15 protein-coding genes are annotated in these 16428 nt (G+C 28.3%); 10 read left to right on the plus strand and 5 right to left on the minus strand.

What is annotated here, in order from left to right; genetic code table 11:
- Positions 1-3: 3 nt before the first annotated feature.
- Genes NJU99_RS03470 through NJU99_RS03480 form a run of 3 tightly spaced genes read right to left on the minus strand, consistent with a single transcriptional unit; the run spans position 4 to position 3565 of the window.
- On the minus strand, positions 4-957 hold the full coding sequence (locus NJU99_RS03470; RefSeq protein WP_254577340.1) for an AAA family ATPase: 954 nt from the start codon (positions 955-957) through the stop codon (positions 4-6).
- Positions 958-999: 42 nt separating this feature from the next.
- A complete protein-coding gene (locus tag NJU99_RS03475) occupies positions 1000-2835 on the minus strand; it encodes a histidine kinase dimerization/phosphoacceptor domain -containing protein (RefSeq protein ID WP_254577341.1) in 1836 nt (611 codons plus the stop codon).
- The gene (locus NJU99_RS03480) at positions 2828-3565 is read right to left on the minus strand and encodes a response regulator (protein WP_254577342.1); all 738 of its coding nucleotides are present in this window, start codon (positions 3563-3565) and stop codon (positions 2828-2830) included. The genes NJU99_RS03475 and NJU99_RS03480 overlap by 8 nt, the downstream gene beginning before the upstream one ends.
- 143 nt (positions 3566-3708) lie before the next feature.
- Here NJU99_RS03480 and NJU99_RS03485 point away from each other — a divergent pair, with 143 nt between their 5' ends.
- The 8 genes from NJU99_RS03485 to gmk all read left to right on the plus strand — a co-directional run bounded on the left by NJU99_RS03485 (position 3709) and on the right by gmk (position 11565).
- Positions 3709-5730 carry a TonB-dependent receptor domain-containing protein gene (locus NJU99_RS03485; protein ID WP_254577343.1) on the plus strand — a complete coding sequence of 674 codons (2022 nt, stop codon included), beginning with the start codon at positions 3709-3711 and terminating at the stop codon, positions 5728-5730.
- Positions 5731-5737: 7 nt separating this feature from the next.
- Positions 5738-6325: a hypothetical protein gene (locus NJU99_RS03490; protein ID WP_254577344.1), complete on the plus strand. Its 588-nt coding sequence runs from the start codon at positions 5738-5740 to the stop codon at positions 6323-6325.
- Positions 6326-6534: 209 nt separating this feature from the next.
- Entirely contained in the window at positions 6535-6912 is a 378-nt protein-coding gene (locus NJU99_RS03495) for a hypothetical protein (protein ID WP_254577345.1), read from the plus strand.
- Between the two features lie 638 nt (positions 6913-7550).
- A complete protein-coding gene (gene rpsB, locus NJU99_RS03500; RefSeq protein ID WP_254577346.1) occupies positions 7551-8348 on the plus strand; it encodes a 30S ribosomal protein S2 in 798 nt (265 codons plus the stop codon).
- A 2-nt stretch (positions 8349-8350) separates the two neighbouring features.
- A complete protein-coding gene (gene tsf / locus NJU99_RS03505; RefSeq protein WP_254577347.1) occupies positions 8351-9394 on the plus strand; it encodes a translation elongation factor Ts in 1044 nt (347 codons plus the stop codon).
- Positions 9395-9433: 39 nt separating this feature from the next.
- Complete coding sequence (locus tag NJU99_RS03510) at positions 9434-10114, plus strand: ABC transporter ATP-binding protein (RefSeq protein WP_254577348.1); 681 nt, start codon at positions 9434-9436, stop codon at positions 10112-10114.
- The gene (locus NJU99_RS03515) at positions 10111-10944 is read left to right on the plus strand and encodes a hypothetical protein (protein ID WP_254577349.1); all 834 of its coding nucleotides are present in this window, start codon (positions 10111-10113) and stop codon (positions 10942-10944) included. Before NJU99_RS03510 ends, NJU99_RS03515 begins: the two co-directional genes overlap by 4 nt.
- Positions 10945-10947: 3 nt before the next feature.
- A complete protein-coding gene (gene gmk / locus NJU99_RS03520) occupies positions 10948-11565 on the plus strand; it encodes a guanylate kinase (protein WP_254578069.1) in 618 nt (205 codons plus the stop codon).
- Between the two features lie 2 nt (positions 11566-11567).
- Here gmk and NJU99_RS03525 read toward each other — a convergent pair whose 3' ends face one another.
- The gene (locus tag NJU99_RS03525; RefSeq protein WP_254577350.1) at positions 11568-13193 is read right to left on the minus strand and encodes an EAL domain-containing response regulator; all 1626 of its coding nucleotides are present in this window, start codon (positions 13191-13193) and stop codon (positions 11568-11570) included.
- Positions 13194-13332: 139 nt separating this feature from the next.
- Between NJU99_RS03525 and NJU99_RS03530 the strand changes: the two genes are divergently transcribed.
- On the plus strand, positions 13333-15771 hold the full coding sequence (locus NJU99_RS03530; protein ID WP_254577351.1) for a heavy metal translocating P-type ATPase: 2439 nt from the start codon (positions 13333-13335) through the stop codon (positions 15769-15771).
- Between the two features lie 9 nt (positions 15772-15780).
- Complete coding sequence (gene ccoS, locus NJU99_RS03535; RefSeq protein WP_254577352.1) at positions 15781-16020, plus strand: cbb3-type cytochrome oxidase assembly protein CcoS; 240 nt, start codon at positions 15781-15783, stop codon at positions 16018-16020.
- 26 nt (positions 16021-16046) lie between these two features.
- On the opposite strand, the gene NJU99_RS03540 is transcribed toward ccoS, so the two are convergent.
- On the minus strand, positions 16047-16337 hold the full coding sequence (locus NJU99_RS03540; RefSeq protein ID WP_254577353.1) for a c-type cytochrome: 291 nt from the start codon (positions 16335-16337) through the stop codon (positions 16047-16049).
- Positions 16338-16428: the final 91 nt, after the last annotated feature.

Raw genomic sequence — 16428 nt, forward strand, 5'->3', positions numbered from 1 at the left:
ATCTTACGGAATATCTACTTTTTCAATAATTTTTTGTATTAAATCATCCACATTTATCTCTTGTGCTTGGGCTTCATAACTTAAAATAATTCTATGTCTTAATACATCTTTTATTACAAGTGCTACATCTAAAGGTGATACATAGTCATTTCCTCTAATATAAGCATTTGCTTTTACAGCTTTAAACATATCAATTGTAGCTCTTGGACTTGCTCCAAAGTGAATATAATCACTTATTTCTTCTAAAGCATAATCACTTGGATTTCTTGTTGCACATATAATATCTACTATATACTCTTCAAGCTCTTTATCAATATGTATATTTTTAATTTCTTCTTTTATTTGCTCTAGGGTATTTTTATCTATGATTTTATTTATAGTTTCAAAGGAGTTCATAGTAGCTTTTTTAGCTATTTCGTACTCTTGTTCTTTATTATTGTAATCAACCACAACTTTAAACATAAATCTATCAAGTTGGGCTTCTGGAAGAGTGTAAGCTCCTTCTTGATCAATAGGATTTTGCGTTGCTAGAACTAAAAAGGGTTTATCAATTTTAAAAGTATTATCAGCAATAGTTACTTGTTTTTCTTGCATTGATTCAAGTAAGGCAGACTGAACTTTTGCAGGGGCTCTATTGATTTCATCTGCTAAAAGCAAATTTGTAAAAATAGGTCCTTTTTTGATTGAGAACTCTTGAGTTTTCATATTATAAATTTGAACACCTAAAATATCACTAGGAAGTAAATCAGGCGTAAACTGAACTCTTTTAAACTCTAAATCAATGGCATTTGCAACAGCTTTTACAGTTGTTGTTTTAGCAAGTCCTGGAACTCCTTCTAATAAAATATGTCCATCTGTAAAAAGACCAATCAAAATAGAGTTTATCATTTGGTCTTGACCAATAACTCCTTTTGAAATTTCATTTTTAAGTAATAGTATCTTTTCATGTAGGCTCAAAAAAAATCCTTTTATTAATTTGTGATATTTTATCGAATTATTTTAAAAGGTAATTTTAAACATAGCCCCATGATTTGATATATATTCTACTTTACCATGTAATTGAAGTGTACAAATTGAGTTTATAAGTTTTAATCCTAAAGTTTGAGAGTTTTTAACATCAATTTTTTTATCAATTCCTTTTCCATTATCTTTTACTATTAAGACATAATTATCTTTTTCTTTAAATAAAGAAATATAAAGTTTAGCTTTTGGTGTATTTTCAAAGGCATATTTATAGGTATTTGTAACTAGTTCATTTATGATTAAAGCACATGGTATTGCTTTTTGAATATCAAAGAAAAACTCTTCAACTTTAAACTCAATTGCTACTTTTTTTTCATAATCATAACTAGTTGAAATATCATTTACCAAACTATGAATATACTCTTTTATGTTTATAGCATTTAGATTACTTGACTCATATAGTTTTCTATGAAGTAACTCCATTGTGTATATTCTTTCTTGTATATCATTTAAAGTTTTTATTGTATTTTCATCATCAATTTTTGATTGTTGAAGTTTTATTAAGCTTATTGTTAGTGCTAAGTTATTTTTTACTCTATGATGGATTTCTTTTAAAAGGGTTTCTTTCTCTTCAAGGGATACGGTCAACTCTTTAGTTTTTTCTTCTACTTTTTTATCTAAAGTATCAATACTATTTTCAAAATTATCAATCATTTTATCAAAGGCAATTCCTAAAGTTCCTATATCATCATCACCTTTTACAAAACTTCTAACTGATTTATCTCCTTTGTTTATTTGCTTTGCTGTATTTGTTAGAGTATTTATACTTTTAAAAAGTCTTTTAAATAAGAAAAAAGCAATTACTAAAACTAATATAAATGAGATTAGACTTGCAGGTAGTATTTTTAGAAGAACAGAATCCACTTGTTTTGATAAATCTTTTTTATATAAAGTTTTTACAAGTAAAAAAATGTACTCTTTACTTTCATCTTCTGATAAATCTCTAACCCAAGTTATAGCTTCTTCGTTATTTAATATGTGGGATATGGGTTTTTTATTTCTAGCTTCGAAAACTTCTTTTGCACTTAGGTTTCCTGTGGAGATGTTTTGTACATTTGACATCTTACTTAGAGTATATCTTTCTTTTCTTATCTTTTTATCTTCACTGAAAAGTGCTTTTGTGTTTTCATCTTTAATTCTAGAGTTCATCCAGATAAGATAAGTTTTACCTTCATGAAGCTTTGTAGTAGTATTAAAGGCTTTTTGGACATTTTGTTTTATATCTTTTTCGAAGGGAGTATGATTTTTATTCAAAGTATATTTACTTGCAAATATTGTAAGCTCAAGATTTTTTTCTAGTCTTAGAGTGTAAAAAAAATATTTTTTATAGTAGACATAGTTTCTACTTAAATCTTTTAATTTATGCTCTTCCCATTTATTATATTCTTTTAATTTATAATCTTTATATATATCTTTTTTTGAACTTACATATAAACTATCCTTTGTTTTAATAGCGAAATTATTTGCTTTTAAGATACTATTTTGGGATAGTTTTTTTATAAGTAAATCAATATTAGAACTATTTGAAAAACTACTTTTAATCTTATGAAGTTCCAGTTCAATTTTTTTTTGGTTTAATTGTACTTCAAGATTTGATTGCATCATTATAGCTTTTCCAGCAACTTTTATTTGCTCTTGAGTTATACTTAGAACTTGTTCGATTTCATTTATAAGTCTTTTGTATTGATCTTCTTGTATCTTTGGAACTATAAGAGAAAAAAGAATGATCAATAAAAACAAAGCAAGTGAAAATAAAGAAATTATAACCTTAGCATTTAAAGAATATTGTTTTATATCTAATAGCTTAGTCAACAGTTTTAACCCTCAATTTATAACCTTGTTCAAAAATATTTTCAAAAAGATTTACCTTTGTTTTTAATTTTAGTCTATATATAAGTGTTCTTAATTTTCCTAAATCATAAATATCTTCTCTCCAAATATAAGCAAAAATATTTTCAAAACTTGCAGTATAATTTGTAGTATTTGCAATTAAATTAAAAAGTTTCTTTTCATTTTTAGTAAGTTTTATCAATTCACTATTTTTGTATAAAGTACAGTTTGTTTTGTCAAATTTTAGATTATCTTCTAAGTATAAAAATGAAGAGTCATTTTTTACTAGTTCATTTTTTCTTTTGAAAAAATATCTATGTTTATGTAAAGCTGTATTTATTGTAGCTTTTAGTTCTTCATCTCTACAAGGTTTTATCAAATATCCATAAGGTTCACACTCTAAAGCTTTGTTTATAGTTTTGTCATTTGTGTATGAAGTTAGAAATATAATAGGGATTTTAAATCTATTCCAAATTATATTTGCTACATCAATTCCACTTTGAGTACTGTTTAAATTAATATCCATTAGTACTATATCAGGAAAATTATTTTGTGCATGAAGTATAGCTTTTGATGGTATGGTTTCAATTCCACTTACATTAAAGCCCATTTTATTAAGGCTAACTTCAAGTGCCATTGCTAAAACGATTTCATCTTCTACAATTAATATATTTATATCATTTATTTTCATTGAAGTTAAGGGTTTTGTCAATGTAATGCCTTTTAATTTTTATGTAATGATACTAATTATCAATTTAAATATTGATAAAATAAACAATTTTTTTAATTTTGTGATTAATTAGTGATTTTATATGAGTATGATTCTCAATATTAAATTAAGACATAGGAAAAAGAATGAAAAATAAAATATTAATATCTTTATCTTTAAGTGCTGCCATAGCTTTAAGTGCAAATGCTAATAGCAAGGATTTAGGTGAAGTAAATATTAGTGATACAGCTTTTGAGTCACATATCAAAAGCATCACATCTGATAAGTTAGATTTAGTTCAAGCAACAGATGTAAAAGATATCTTAGACTCACTTCCTTCTGTAAATGTTACAGGAAGTTCAAGATATTCTCAAAAAGTTTATGTAAGAGGTTTGGAGGATAAATTTTCAAATATTACGATTGATGGAGCAAGAATGACAGGACAACTTTTCCATCATTCTGGTGATCAAACTATTGATGCACAAATGCTAAAAATAGGTTCAATTGAACTTGGACCAAACTCTGCATTAAGTGGTCCTGGTGTTGTAAATGGTTCTTTTATTTATGAAACAAAAGATCCTAGTGATTTATTGGAAGATGGTGAGTCTTTTGGTGGAAAACTTTCATTGTCACATGAAACAGGATATAACAGAGATAGTATAAATCTTGCACTTTATGGAAGCGCTAGTAAATACTTAGATGTATTAGGTATAGTAAATGTAGTTGATGATGGATATCTAGAAACGCCAGTTGGTGATGTAAAAGATAAAAAAAGTAAACTTGAAAGTGGTTTATTAAAAACTGTATTTAAAATAGATGAGAGTAACACTCTTAAGCTATCTTACAATAAATATAATGATGGTGGAAATAGAAATATTTCAGGTGAAAAAGGTAATGCAACAGAAGTTACAGATAATGATTTCAATGAAATCACAAGAGATACATATACTTTAGACTATGAGTATAATCCAAATAGTGATTTAGTAAAAGTTGATGCAACTGTTTTTTACAACACACAAGAGATGTTTAGAGAAAAATCAGATACATTTGATAGTAATGGTGTAAAGTCAGGACAAAATGGTAATAGATATTATGAAAACACTAGTGAAGGTTTTGACTTAAGAAATAGAACGATTTTAGGAAATCATATACTAACTTATGGAATTGATTATTCAAAAGATGAACAATCAAAAAATTCAAGTGGAGACCAAGGTACATCATATAGTTCAAGTAGTAATAGTGATGTAGTAAATAATAATAATATTGATGGTTCAGGAACTTTAACATCAAGTGGTTTATACTTTGAAGATGAAATTCTACTTGGAGATGTAGTTTTAAATCTAGGTGCTAGATATGATAAGTTTAAATTAGGTGGATGGTATAGTGGTAGTTTTGATGAGGTTTCACCAAAGTTTAAAGGGAAGTACCAATTCAATGATGAGTTGAGCTTTAGAGTAGGTTATGGTAAGATTTTCAAAGCTCCTGCATTACCTGAAACATTAACTCTTTCTCAAAGCGATATTGATACATGGAGTTCAAATGGTGTAAAAGCCCAAGAGGGACATAACTATGAAGCTGGATTTGATTATGATTTATCAAGTGCATTAAATGCTGATAGTTCAATCTTTGGATTTACAGCTTATAAGTATAATGTAGATAACTATTCTCACCCAACAAAAAACAATGCTCTAGCACCGCAATATGATGTGAAAATTTATGGTTTTGAGTCTATGTTTGAATACAATAAAAATGATTTAGGTTTAAGCCTTTCACACTCTTATTCTGATGGAGAAGAAAAAAGCTTAAGTGATGGAAGTAAAAAAGATCCTAAAACTGCAAAAATTCATGCATTTAAGGCAGGTGTTGATTATAGTTTTTCAAGTGCACTAAAACTAGCTTATAATGCACAATATGTTTTAGGTAACAAATACCAATATACAGCAAATCAAACTGTAGAGAGAAAAGCTTATGCTGTTCATAATCTAAATTCAACTTACAAGTTTGAATCAGGAACTCTAAAAGGTGCAACATTAAACTTTGGTGTTGATAATATCTTTGATAAAAAATATGCCCAACATACTGCATTTGGAGTATATTTTGATAATCCAACTTATACAGACTATGAAGTTGGTAGAAACTTTAAAGTTAAGTTATCTTACAAGTTTTAGGATTTAAATGAGCGCATTTAGTAAAAAAATAAGGTCTCTTCATAGAGACCTTGGATATTTTGTAATAGGACTTACTTTAATCTATGCTATTACAGGAATTGTTCTTTCAGGTAGAGGTCTTGGTTGGTTTAAAGTTGAATTTAAAGATTCACTAGTAATTGAAAAAAATATTTCAAAAGATAGATTTAATGATGAGTTTAAAAAAGTTGTTTTACAAGGAAAAGTAGAAGAGATTTTTGATGAATCATCATATGCAAATGTAAAAAAGCATTTAAAATTAAAATTAATCAAAAAAGAAGATGAGGTTTTGCATTTTAATGCATGGAGAACATTAAATATAAAATATGAGCAAACAAGTGGTAATCTAGACGTGCGATATAAAGGATACCCAGTTGCTTTAGAAGTTTTTGTTCATGCTCATAAAGCAAAACACGATAGTGCTTGGTTTTATCTAGCAATAATTTATAGTGTAATCTTATCTTTTCTTGCAATATCATCTTTTTGGATGGTAAAAGGAAAAAACGGCTTCAAAAAAAGAGGCGTTTACTTCATGCTAGCAGGTTTTGCAGTAGTAGCAGTCTTTTTATATATCTAAGAAAATAATCAAACTAGGCAATAAGTTTTGCGATTTCTTGTTGCCTAGGTTTGAAATCCTTGAAAATATTAAAATATGTCTATCTTATAGGATTTTGTCTAACTTGATATCATAACATTAAAAATGAATTTCTTTTAAGTAATTTTATGTGTAATTAATATATAATATATTAATAATAAATAGTTATGAATCTTAAATATGGAGTAATTATGACTGAGCAAGAAATATCACAAATTTCTAAACAAGTAGTAAGTGACAGTAAATTTTGGATTGGGCTTATTGGCGTGATTGGTGCAATAGTAGGTTCTATACTAACGATATTAGGCAATTTTGCACTTGAATGGTTTAAATCTAAAAGTCAAAAAGAACTTGATAAATCCCGTCAAAAAATATTAAAAAAAATGCTCGAAGATCCTTCGTTTGAATGGCGAAAACTATCTACTTTATCTGCCGTGGTTGGTTGTGATGAAGAAATGACAAAACACCATCTTATAGCAATCGGAGCAAGAGGATCAGAAGATAATGGTGGTTTGTGGGGATTGATTTCAAGACATCCATTAGAAGAAATTAGACACAAAGATTCATAACAAATCACTGGAGCCAATAAATTACACAGTGGGCAATTTATTGGCTCATTTTAAACGTTAGGCTCTAAATAAAAGTAAGTATTTATGTGCAAATGAAATAGGGGCAGTCGCCACCTTACAAATAACTTGAAATTTTAAAATTTAGAAAATAGGGGTCAGGTCATGAATTTTCACTTTAAAAAAAGTCAAAATCATAATTCAACATCTGATTTCTATTAGTATTAGTCCATAAAGGAATAATATTAGATAAAGATAATATATCATGATAGTTACATTTTTGTTGTGCCTTTCTATATTTAGTTTTATTTTATTTGAGAAAATAAACTATTTCTATATATTTACTTTATCTCTTGCAACAGAAAGCTTTTTAAAATCTATATATGATATAAAAAATGAAACAGGCAATAAGTCAATGTATATATAGTAGAGAAATCAATCAAAAGTTAAGATACTTAGCTTTAAATGATTAAGCTTTGCAAAAATCACTTAAACAAAAATTAAACTTCTCTTAGCTAAAATCACGGTTCTAATTTTAATTAGAAATGTCACATGTGTCAAATTCCTGTTATGGGTTGTGCAATTTTGCATTAAGGGACACAGAGGCAAAACCCAATTTTAAATATATCCAAGGAGATACTATGGTTACAATGAAAGACCTATTAGAGTGTGGTGTACACTTCGGACACCAAACAAGAAGATGGAATCCAAAAATGAAAAAATTCATTTTCGGTGTAAGAAAGAACATTTATATTATTGATTTACAAAAAACATTAAGATATTTCAGATATACATATAATGTAGTAAGAGACAGAGCTGCTGAAGGTCAAACAATGATCTTTGTTGGTACTAAAAAACAAGCTTCTGAAGCTGTTAAAAAAGCTGCTGAAAATTGTAATATGCCATACGTTAACCACAGATGGTTAGGTGGTATGTTAACAAACTACGGAACAATCAAAAAATCTATTAGAAAATTAGAAATCATCAAAAAGATGAGAGAAGAAGGTCAATTAGACTTACTTACTAAAAAAGAAGCATTAATGCTTTCTAGAAAAGAGCAAAAATTAGAGCTTTACCTAGGTGGTATTAAAGAAATGAACAAATTACCAGATATGATGTTCATTATTGATGCAGTTAAAGAAAAAATTGCTATCAAAGAAGCAAGAAGATTAGGAATCACTGTTATCGCTCCTTTAGATACTAACTGTGACCCTGATTTAGTTGATTTACCAATTCCAGGTAATGATGATGCAATCAGATCTATTCAACTATTTTGTAACGAAATGGCTGCAGCTATGAACGAAGGTAAAGCAGCATTAGCAGAAGAAGAAGGTCAAGAAGAAGAGACTGTTTCTGCAGAAGAAGCACAAGAAGTAGTAGCAGAAGCTGTAGCTGAAGGTGAAGCTGAAGCAACAACTGAAGAAACAAAGGAAGCATAATTATGGCAGGAGCAACTCCAAAATTAATTAAAGAATTAAGAGAAAAATCTGGTGCAGGTATGCTAGATTGTAAAAAAGCTTTAAATGAGTGTAATGGTGACATTGAAGAAGCACAAACTTGGTTAAGAGAGCAAGGTCTTGCAAAGGCTGCTAAAAAATCAGGTAACGTTGCTGCTGAGGGTATTATTACTATTTTAGTTAATGATGATAATACTAAAGCTACAATGACAGAAGTTAACTCACAAACTGACTTTGTTGCAAAAAATGAGCAGTTCTTAAACTTAACTAATCAAATTACAACTCATGCACAAGAAAACAACATCAATGATGCAGAAGCTTTAGCTGCTTCATCAATTGAAGGTCAAGAGTTTACTACTTTCTTAAACGAGAAAATCGCTGTTATCGGTGAAAACTTAGTTGCTAGAAAAGTTATTAACGTTGAAGCTCCTGTAGTAAATGCTTACGTTCACTTAGGAAAAGTAGGTGTTATCTTAGGTGCTAAATGTGATGAAGCTGCAAAAGAAAAAACTACTGATTTATTAAAGAAAGTTGCAATGCATGCTGCTTCTATGAAACCAACTGTTATTTCTTACCAAGACTTATCAGCTGAATTTATTGAATCAGAAAATAAAGCAATTATTGCTGATATTGAAAAAGAGAATGAAGAGTTAGTAAGACTTGGTAAGCCTCTTAAAAATATCCCTGAGTTTGTTTCTAAACAACAATTAACTGATGAAGCAGTTGCAGCTGCTGAAGCTTCTATGAAAGAAGAGTTATTAGCTCAAGGTAAACCTGAAAAAATTATCGGAAACATTGTTAAAGGTAAAATTAACAGATGGATTGAAGATAACTCTCAATTAGATAAAGCTAATGCATTATTATCTCAAACTTATGTTATGGATGATTCAATGACTGTTGAAGAAGCTATTAAAGCTTGCGATGCATCAATTGAAATCGTTGAGTACGTAAGATTCGAGCTTGGTGATGGTATCGAGAAAAAAGAAGAAGATTTTGCTGCAGAAGTTGCTGCACAAATGGGTAACTAATAATTATTTATAATTATAACTACTTAAAAGGACTATGTAATGGGTGTACAAGATAATAAAGAGGCACTCATTACACCTCCTCTTTTAGAGGCTAAAAAACTATTTCATAAATTCGATTATGAACTTTTTAAAAATATAAATCTAGCATTATACAAAAAACAATCTATTGCAATTATTGGTACAAGTGGAAGTGGTAAATCAACACTTTTAAATATATTATCATCTCTATTAAAACCTTTTGAGGGTGAAGTAGTATTTGAAAATAAAAGTTTGTATGATATAAAGCAGAAAAATCTTTTAAAGATAAGAAGAGAAGATTTTGGTATAATATTTCAAGCTCATTATCTTTTTAGAGGGTTTAGTGCAAATGAAAATTTAGATATTGCTAAGTTATTAAGCAATGAAGAAGTAGATACTAAGCTATTACAAGATTTAGGTATAGCGCACGTTTTAAAGCAAGGTGTGGGAGAGTTAAGTGGTGGACAGCAACAAAGATTGTCTATTGCAAGAGTTTTAACAAAAAAACCACAAATTATATTTGCAGATGAGCCAACAGGTAATCTTGATAAAGATACAGCAAATATGGTTATGGATACACTATTTAATTATATTAAAGAGAATGAAGCAGGATTAATACTTGTAACACATGAAAATGACTTAGCCATGAGATGTGATAAGGTATATAAGCTTGAAGACAAAGAATTGCAGGAGTTAAAGTGAATTTATTATTGATATGTGAAACTGCAATAATAGAGCAAATTTTTTCATTGGTTTGTAAAAAGTTAAATTTAGAATTAACAATTACAGATGATACTAATGTAAAAGAAAAATATGATTTAATTGTTATAGATCAAAGCTTTATAGATGATAAATTTAATATAATTAAGCAGTACTCAAAAAGACTTGGAGCTATTTCAAGTGAAGAATTACCTTTTGATAAATCAAGAGATTTTATAATTCCTAGACCTTTTTTACCTACTAAACTTCAAGAGATTATAAAAGAAGAAATAGAGAATATAAAAGAAGATGAACGAGAAGCTACAAAAGAGTTTTTAAACTCTTCAAAGCCTACAAATTCTTCTTCAAATTTAGAAGATGACTATTTTGAAGATGATGAAGTTACTATTCCAATAACTGACTATGTTGAGTCTTTAGCTGATGATGTATACTCAGATATAGAAGATGATAATGATGAAAGTATAGTAAGCCTTGCTTCTTTAAAAGAGGGTGGTGTACTTGACGATACTGAATTAAGTAAAATCAATAATATTTTAAAAGAAGAAGAAATCCAAAATGAAGTTCATATGGATCAACAAGATTGGAAAGATATTTCAGATATTATAGATGATGCCTTAGAAGAAGTAAAAGAGTATGAGTTTAACCTAGATGAAGGACAAGGTAAATCAGATGTTTTACCTTATAAACTTGTACTTAGTGATTACAGTATCAATGAACTAAAGCCATTTTTAGAGAAGTTTAATCAAGAAGTAATTGATAAACTTTCAAGTGGTAAAAGTGTTGATATTAGATTAGTTTTAAAGGATAAATAGTTGATTAAAGAAAAACATGGTGCAATTCTTATCTTATCAGGACCTAGTGGCTGTGGCAAGTCAACTTTATTAAAAGAAGTATATAAAGATATTGAAGATTACTACTTCTCTATATCTACAACTACAAGAGAGCCTAGAGAGGGTGAAGAACATGGAGTTGATTATCTTTTTACATCAAAAGAAGAGTTTGAGAAAGATATAGAAAATGGTGATTTTTTAGAGTATGCAAATGTTCATGGAAATTATTATGGAACATCATTAAAGCCAGTTAAAGAAGCTTTAAATGAAGGAAAACTAGTAATCTTTGATATTGATGTTCAAGGTCATGAATTAGTTAGAAAACAGCTTGATGATGTTGTTACTTCTGTTTTTATCACAACTCCAAATTTAACTGAATTAGAAAATAGATTAAATAGTAGAGCTACTGATTCAAAAGATGTGATTGAAAAAAGAATCAAAAATGCAAAGCATGAAGTAGAATTTTTTCAAGATTATGATTACTTTATAGTAAATGATAATTTAGAAGAAGCATCAAAACAATTAGTTAGTATTGCTAATATTGCAAGAATAAAAACAAAACTATTTAATAAAGAAAATATAGTATCAAGTTGGCTTAAATAAGCCTACTTAATGCTATCGTAGTTTATAGGTCTTTCGAAGTAATATCCCTGACAGTAGTCAATTTTTAACTCTTTTATTTTATTATAAATCTCTTCTTTTGATACAAATTCAGCAACAGTTTTAACTCCAAACTCTTTTGAGAAATTAGCAATAGTTGTAACAATAATCTCTAAATCTTTTGAAGTATTTATATTTTCAATTAATGAACCATCAATTTTTACAAAATCAATATCTAGAAGCGTTAATAAGTTGAAGTTTGAATAACCTGCACCAAAGTCATCAACTCCAACAGAACAGTTGAATTTTCTAACATTTTCAATAAATTTTGTTACTTCATCAAAGTCTGAAATCTCTTCTGATTCTAGTATCTCAAACTCTAAAAGGTGAGAATAGTCTTTGTTTTCTTCTAGTATTTTGTAAACAAATGAAGTTGTTTCTTTATTTGCAATATCATCAAAGGAGATATTTACAGATACTCTTTTATTTTTATTTTTGATAAGTTTAAAAGAGTCATCAATAACTATTTTAATAATATTTGGATAAAGTTTTGTTCTTTTTGCAACATTTATAAAATTGATTGGTGAAATCTCTTTATTGTCTTTTGTTACGTATCTAATTAAAGCTTCATACTTATAAATTTCTTTTGTTTTAGTATCCACGATTGGTTGAAAATAAGCTTGAAAAAGATTCTCTCTAAATCCTATTTTAACTTGTTTAACCCATTTTATATTTTCTTCAAATGACTCTTGAATATTAAATGCTTCATTATAAATCATAATTCTTTGCATTTTACTTCTTGCATAGTTAATAACTCTTTGAGAGTATTTAAAGGCTCTTGAACCATCACCTTTTGCAATTCCTATTGTTACATTAATATCAATTTCATCATCATTTATAAATAGAGAGTCTTTTTCGATTTTATCTGCAAAGCTTTTACATAAATCATAAAACTTATTTACATCTACATCTTTATCTTTTGACACAATGGCAAACTTATCTGCTTCCATTCTATAAATTTTAAAGTGATCAGCACTAAAATGTTTTTTGATAGTTTTAGCAAGCTCAGATAAAATTATATCTCCGTTTTTTTCACCAAAAAGGTCATTGATAGTTGAAAACTCATCAATATCAAGAAGTGCCATCAAATCAATATCAGTATTTTCTAAATCTTTTTTTAATCTATTTCTATTTGGTAAGTTTGTTAGTTTGTCAATATATAAGTCTTTTAGTTCATGGTAAAGTAGTGATTGAGACATTACTTGTAATAGTTTTGCCACATCAATAGGTTTTAAGACATATTTATCCACTCCAATATCAATAGCTTCTAATAGATACTCTTTATTTGAAAAAGCAGTAGCTACTATAATTGGGATATTCATGTTTATTTTTTTGATTTCTTTAACCATTTCAAGACCGTTCATATTTGGCATATTTACATCTGTGATGATTAAGTCAATCTCGTCTTGATACTTTTTAAAAAGTTCTAAACCCTCTTGCCCATCTTGTGCTAGATATTGTTTTTTTGTGAAACCTTTTAGTATTTGATGTGTTACGTCCCTTAAGTCTTTTTCATCTTCTGCATAAAGGATTGTTACGTTTTTTAGTATAGAAATATTATTATTTACCATTAAGACTTACTCCATAATTATTACGATATAATATCATATTTAGATATAAATAAAGTTAATCATAGAAAAAACAGTAACTTCTTAACTAAATTAAAGTTTCAATCAAAAAATTATTTATGAAAAATAGGAATTATAAAAAGTGTCAAAAGTAAAGTGTAATCATTGTCATTTAAGTTTTGATGATGATATTATGATAAAAGAGGGTGAGTTAAATTTTTGTTGTAAAGGTTGTCAAGGAGTTTACCATTTATTAAAAGATGATGGTTTAGACTCTTTTTATGATAAGTTAGGAAATAAGACAATTACTCCACCTTTAAAAACTGATAATGATGATTTAGAAAAATTTAATACAGCAAGTTTTGAAAGCTCTTATGTAAGAGTGACTCCTGAGGGGTTTAAACAGATTAATTTAATCATTGAAGGGATTCATTGTGCAGCTTGTGTTTGGTTAAATGAAAAAATTCTTTTTGAAACTCAAGGAATAATTGAAGCAAATATAAACTTTACAACAAACAAAGCTGTAATTACTTGGGATAGTGATGATATAAAATTGTCTGATATTATTCTAAGGATTAGATCTATTGGTTACAATGCTTATGCTTACGACTCTTCTGTTGCAGATAAAAAAGCCACACAAGCAAAAAGAGATTATTTTATAAAAATGATGGTTGCTGTTGTTGGTAGTATGAATATCATGATGCTTGGAGTTGCAAAATATACTGGCTTTTTTACTGGAATGAGTGAAGAAGTAAAATGGATGGTTCACTTAGGTGAATTTTTACTTTCAACACCTGTATTATTTTACTCTGGATGGATATTTTTTAAAGGTGCATATTTTGGTTTAAGAAATAGAGTTTTAAATATGGATTTTCTAGTAGCTTCTGGTGCGACTCTTACTTATATTTACTCTCTTTTTATTCTCTTTGGTGCAAAAGGGGAGAGTTACTTTGATTCTGTTGCTATGATTATAACCTTTGTACTTGTTGGAAAATATTTAGAAGTTATAGGAAAAAAATCAGCTGTTGATACCTTAGATAAAATTAAATCTACACTACCTTTAGAAGCTGTAGTAATCAAAGATGGAATAAGAGATACTATATCTTTAAATAGTATAAATATCGGAGATACAGTAGAAATAAAAGCAGGGGATAAAGTACCAGTTGATGGAATAATCACAAAAGGAAGTGCTTCTTTTGATGAGTCATCTTTGACAGGTGAGTCAATTCCTATGTATAAAAAACAAGGGGATTTACTTTATAGTGGTACAATTAATACAGACTCAGTTGTGGAGTTTGAAGTAAGAAAAGATTTCAAAAACTCAACTTTCTCATCAATTGTTACATTACTTGAAGACTCTTTAAGCTCAAAACCAAAGATACAATCAAAAGCAAATGAAGTATCAAAAGGTTTTACAGTTTCAATTCTTACTTTATCATTATTAACTTTTTTAGTTTGGTATTTTTTTGGAGTTGATTTAGGCTTTGATTATGAGGGAACAAATCACTTTGAAAAATCATTTATTGTGGCTATTTCAGTTATTGTTATTGCTTGTCCTTGTGCTCTTGCTCTTGCAACACCAATGGCTAGTTTAATAGGTATCTCTTTACTGGCAAAAAAAGGACTTTTGTTTAAAGAGGCAAAATTTATAGAATCACTTGCTTTAACAAACACAGTCGTTTTTGATAAAACAGGTACTTTAACAAAAGGAAAACTAAAAGTAGTAAATTCAAATATTTTGGATGATGATATCAGTAAGCTAAACTTATTGTATTCACTTGTATCATCTTCAAAGCATCCTGTTAGTAATGCTGTGAAAAAATATCTTTTTGAAACTTATGACTTGCAGTATCAAAATCTTGAAGAGATAAAAAGTATTGATGCCAAAGGTTTAAGTGCAAAATACAAAAATACACAAGATGAAGAGTTTATTTTACTTGGTGGAAATGAAGAGTTAATAAAATCAAATAATATTAAATATGAATTTAAAACAAATAAAACTGTTTATATCTTTGTTATAAATGAAAAAGTTATTGCTACTTTTGAATTAGAAGATGAAATAAAAGATAAAGCAATTGAGCTAATCTCTTATTTAAAAGAAAATAACATAGAAACAGTAATGCTAACAGGTGACAATGAAAATGTAGCTAAAAGTGTTTGTGAAAAACTTTCAATATCAAAGTTTTATGCTAGGCAAACGCCAGTTCAAAAGGCTGATTATATTAAGAGTTTAAGACAAGAGGGTAAAACTGTAGTTATGGTTGGTGATGGAGTAAATGACTCTGTAGCTTTATCAAATGCTGATGTTGCAATTGCTATGGGGAACTCTGCTGATATTACTATGCAAGTTTCTGATATTGTTTTATTAAACTCATCTTTGTCTTCATTGAAGAAATCTTTTGAGATTTCAAAGAGAACTTACAAGTTTATAAAGCAAAATTTAGCTATATCTTTAGTTTATAATATAGTTACAATACCATTTGCTATGTTTGGATATGTAATACCTTTAGTGGCAGCACTATCTATGAGTTTAAGTTCACTACTTGTAGTAGTAAACTCACTTAGAATAAAAATGAAATAGGAAAAATTTATGATTAATGATACTTTGTTTATGATGTTGATTGTTGGATTGATTATCTCTTTTGGACTTTTATTGCTTTTTGTATGGGGTGCTAAAAATGGTCAATTTGATGATTCAAATAAAATGGTAGATGGTTTACTTTTTGATAGTGAAGATGATTTAAATGATGCTATAAATAAAGAGAAAAAATTAAAAGATGCTAAAGAGCAAAAGATAAAAAAAGATGAGAAAAAAAACGAGGTTAGTTAAAAACTAACCTCTTGAAGAATTACTAATTATTTAAATGCAGCAATTTGCTTAGCTAAATCAGCAATATCAGCGTCAGAAAGTCTAGCAACTTGACCTTTCATAACACCTTTCATAGCTCCACCGTAAGATCCGTCTTTGTAACCTTTTAATGCAGCGATAGTTTTAGCTTCATCCCAACCTTTAATGATTGCAGATTTACCTAATGCAGCTTTTTCACCGTTAGCACCGTGACATCCAGCACATGCAGCGAAAGATGCAGCAGATAATGTAGCAGCAGTTGCTGCAGCGAATAATGTAGTTAATACTAATTTCTTCATTGTTTCTCCTTGAATTTGAGTAAATATTTTAGCTATTTTTTCTTTTGGTTGGCTTAATATTTACAATTAATTTTTTATTGTCAATATAAGT

It is taken from the genome of Arcobacter roscoffensis (assembly GCF_024267655.1).
GTDB classification, from domain to species: Bacteria; Campylobacterota; Campylobacteria; order Campylobacterales; family Arcobacteraceae; genus Arcobacter_B; species Arcobacter_B roscoffensis.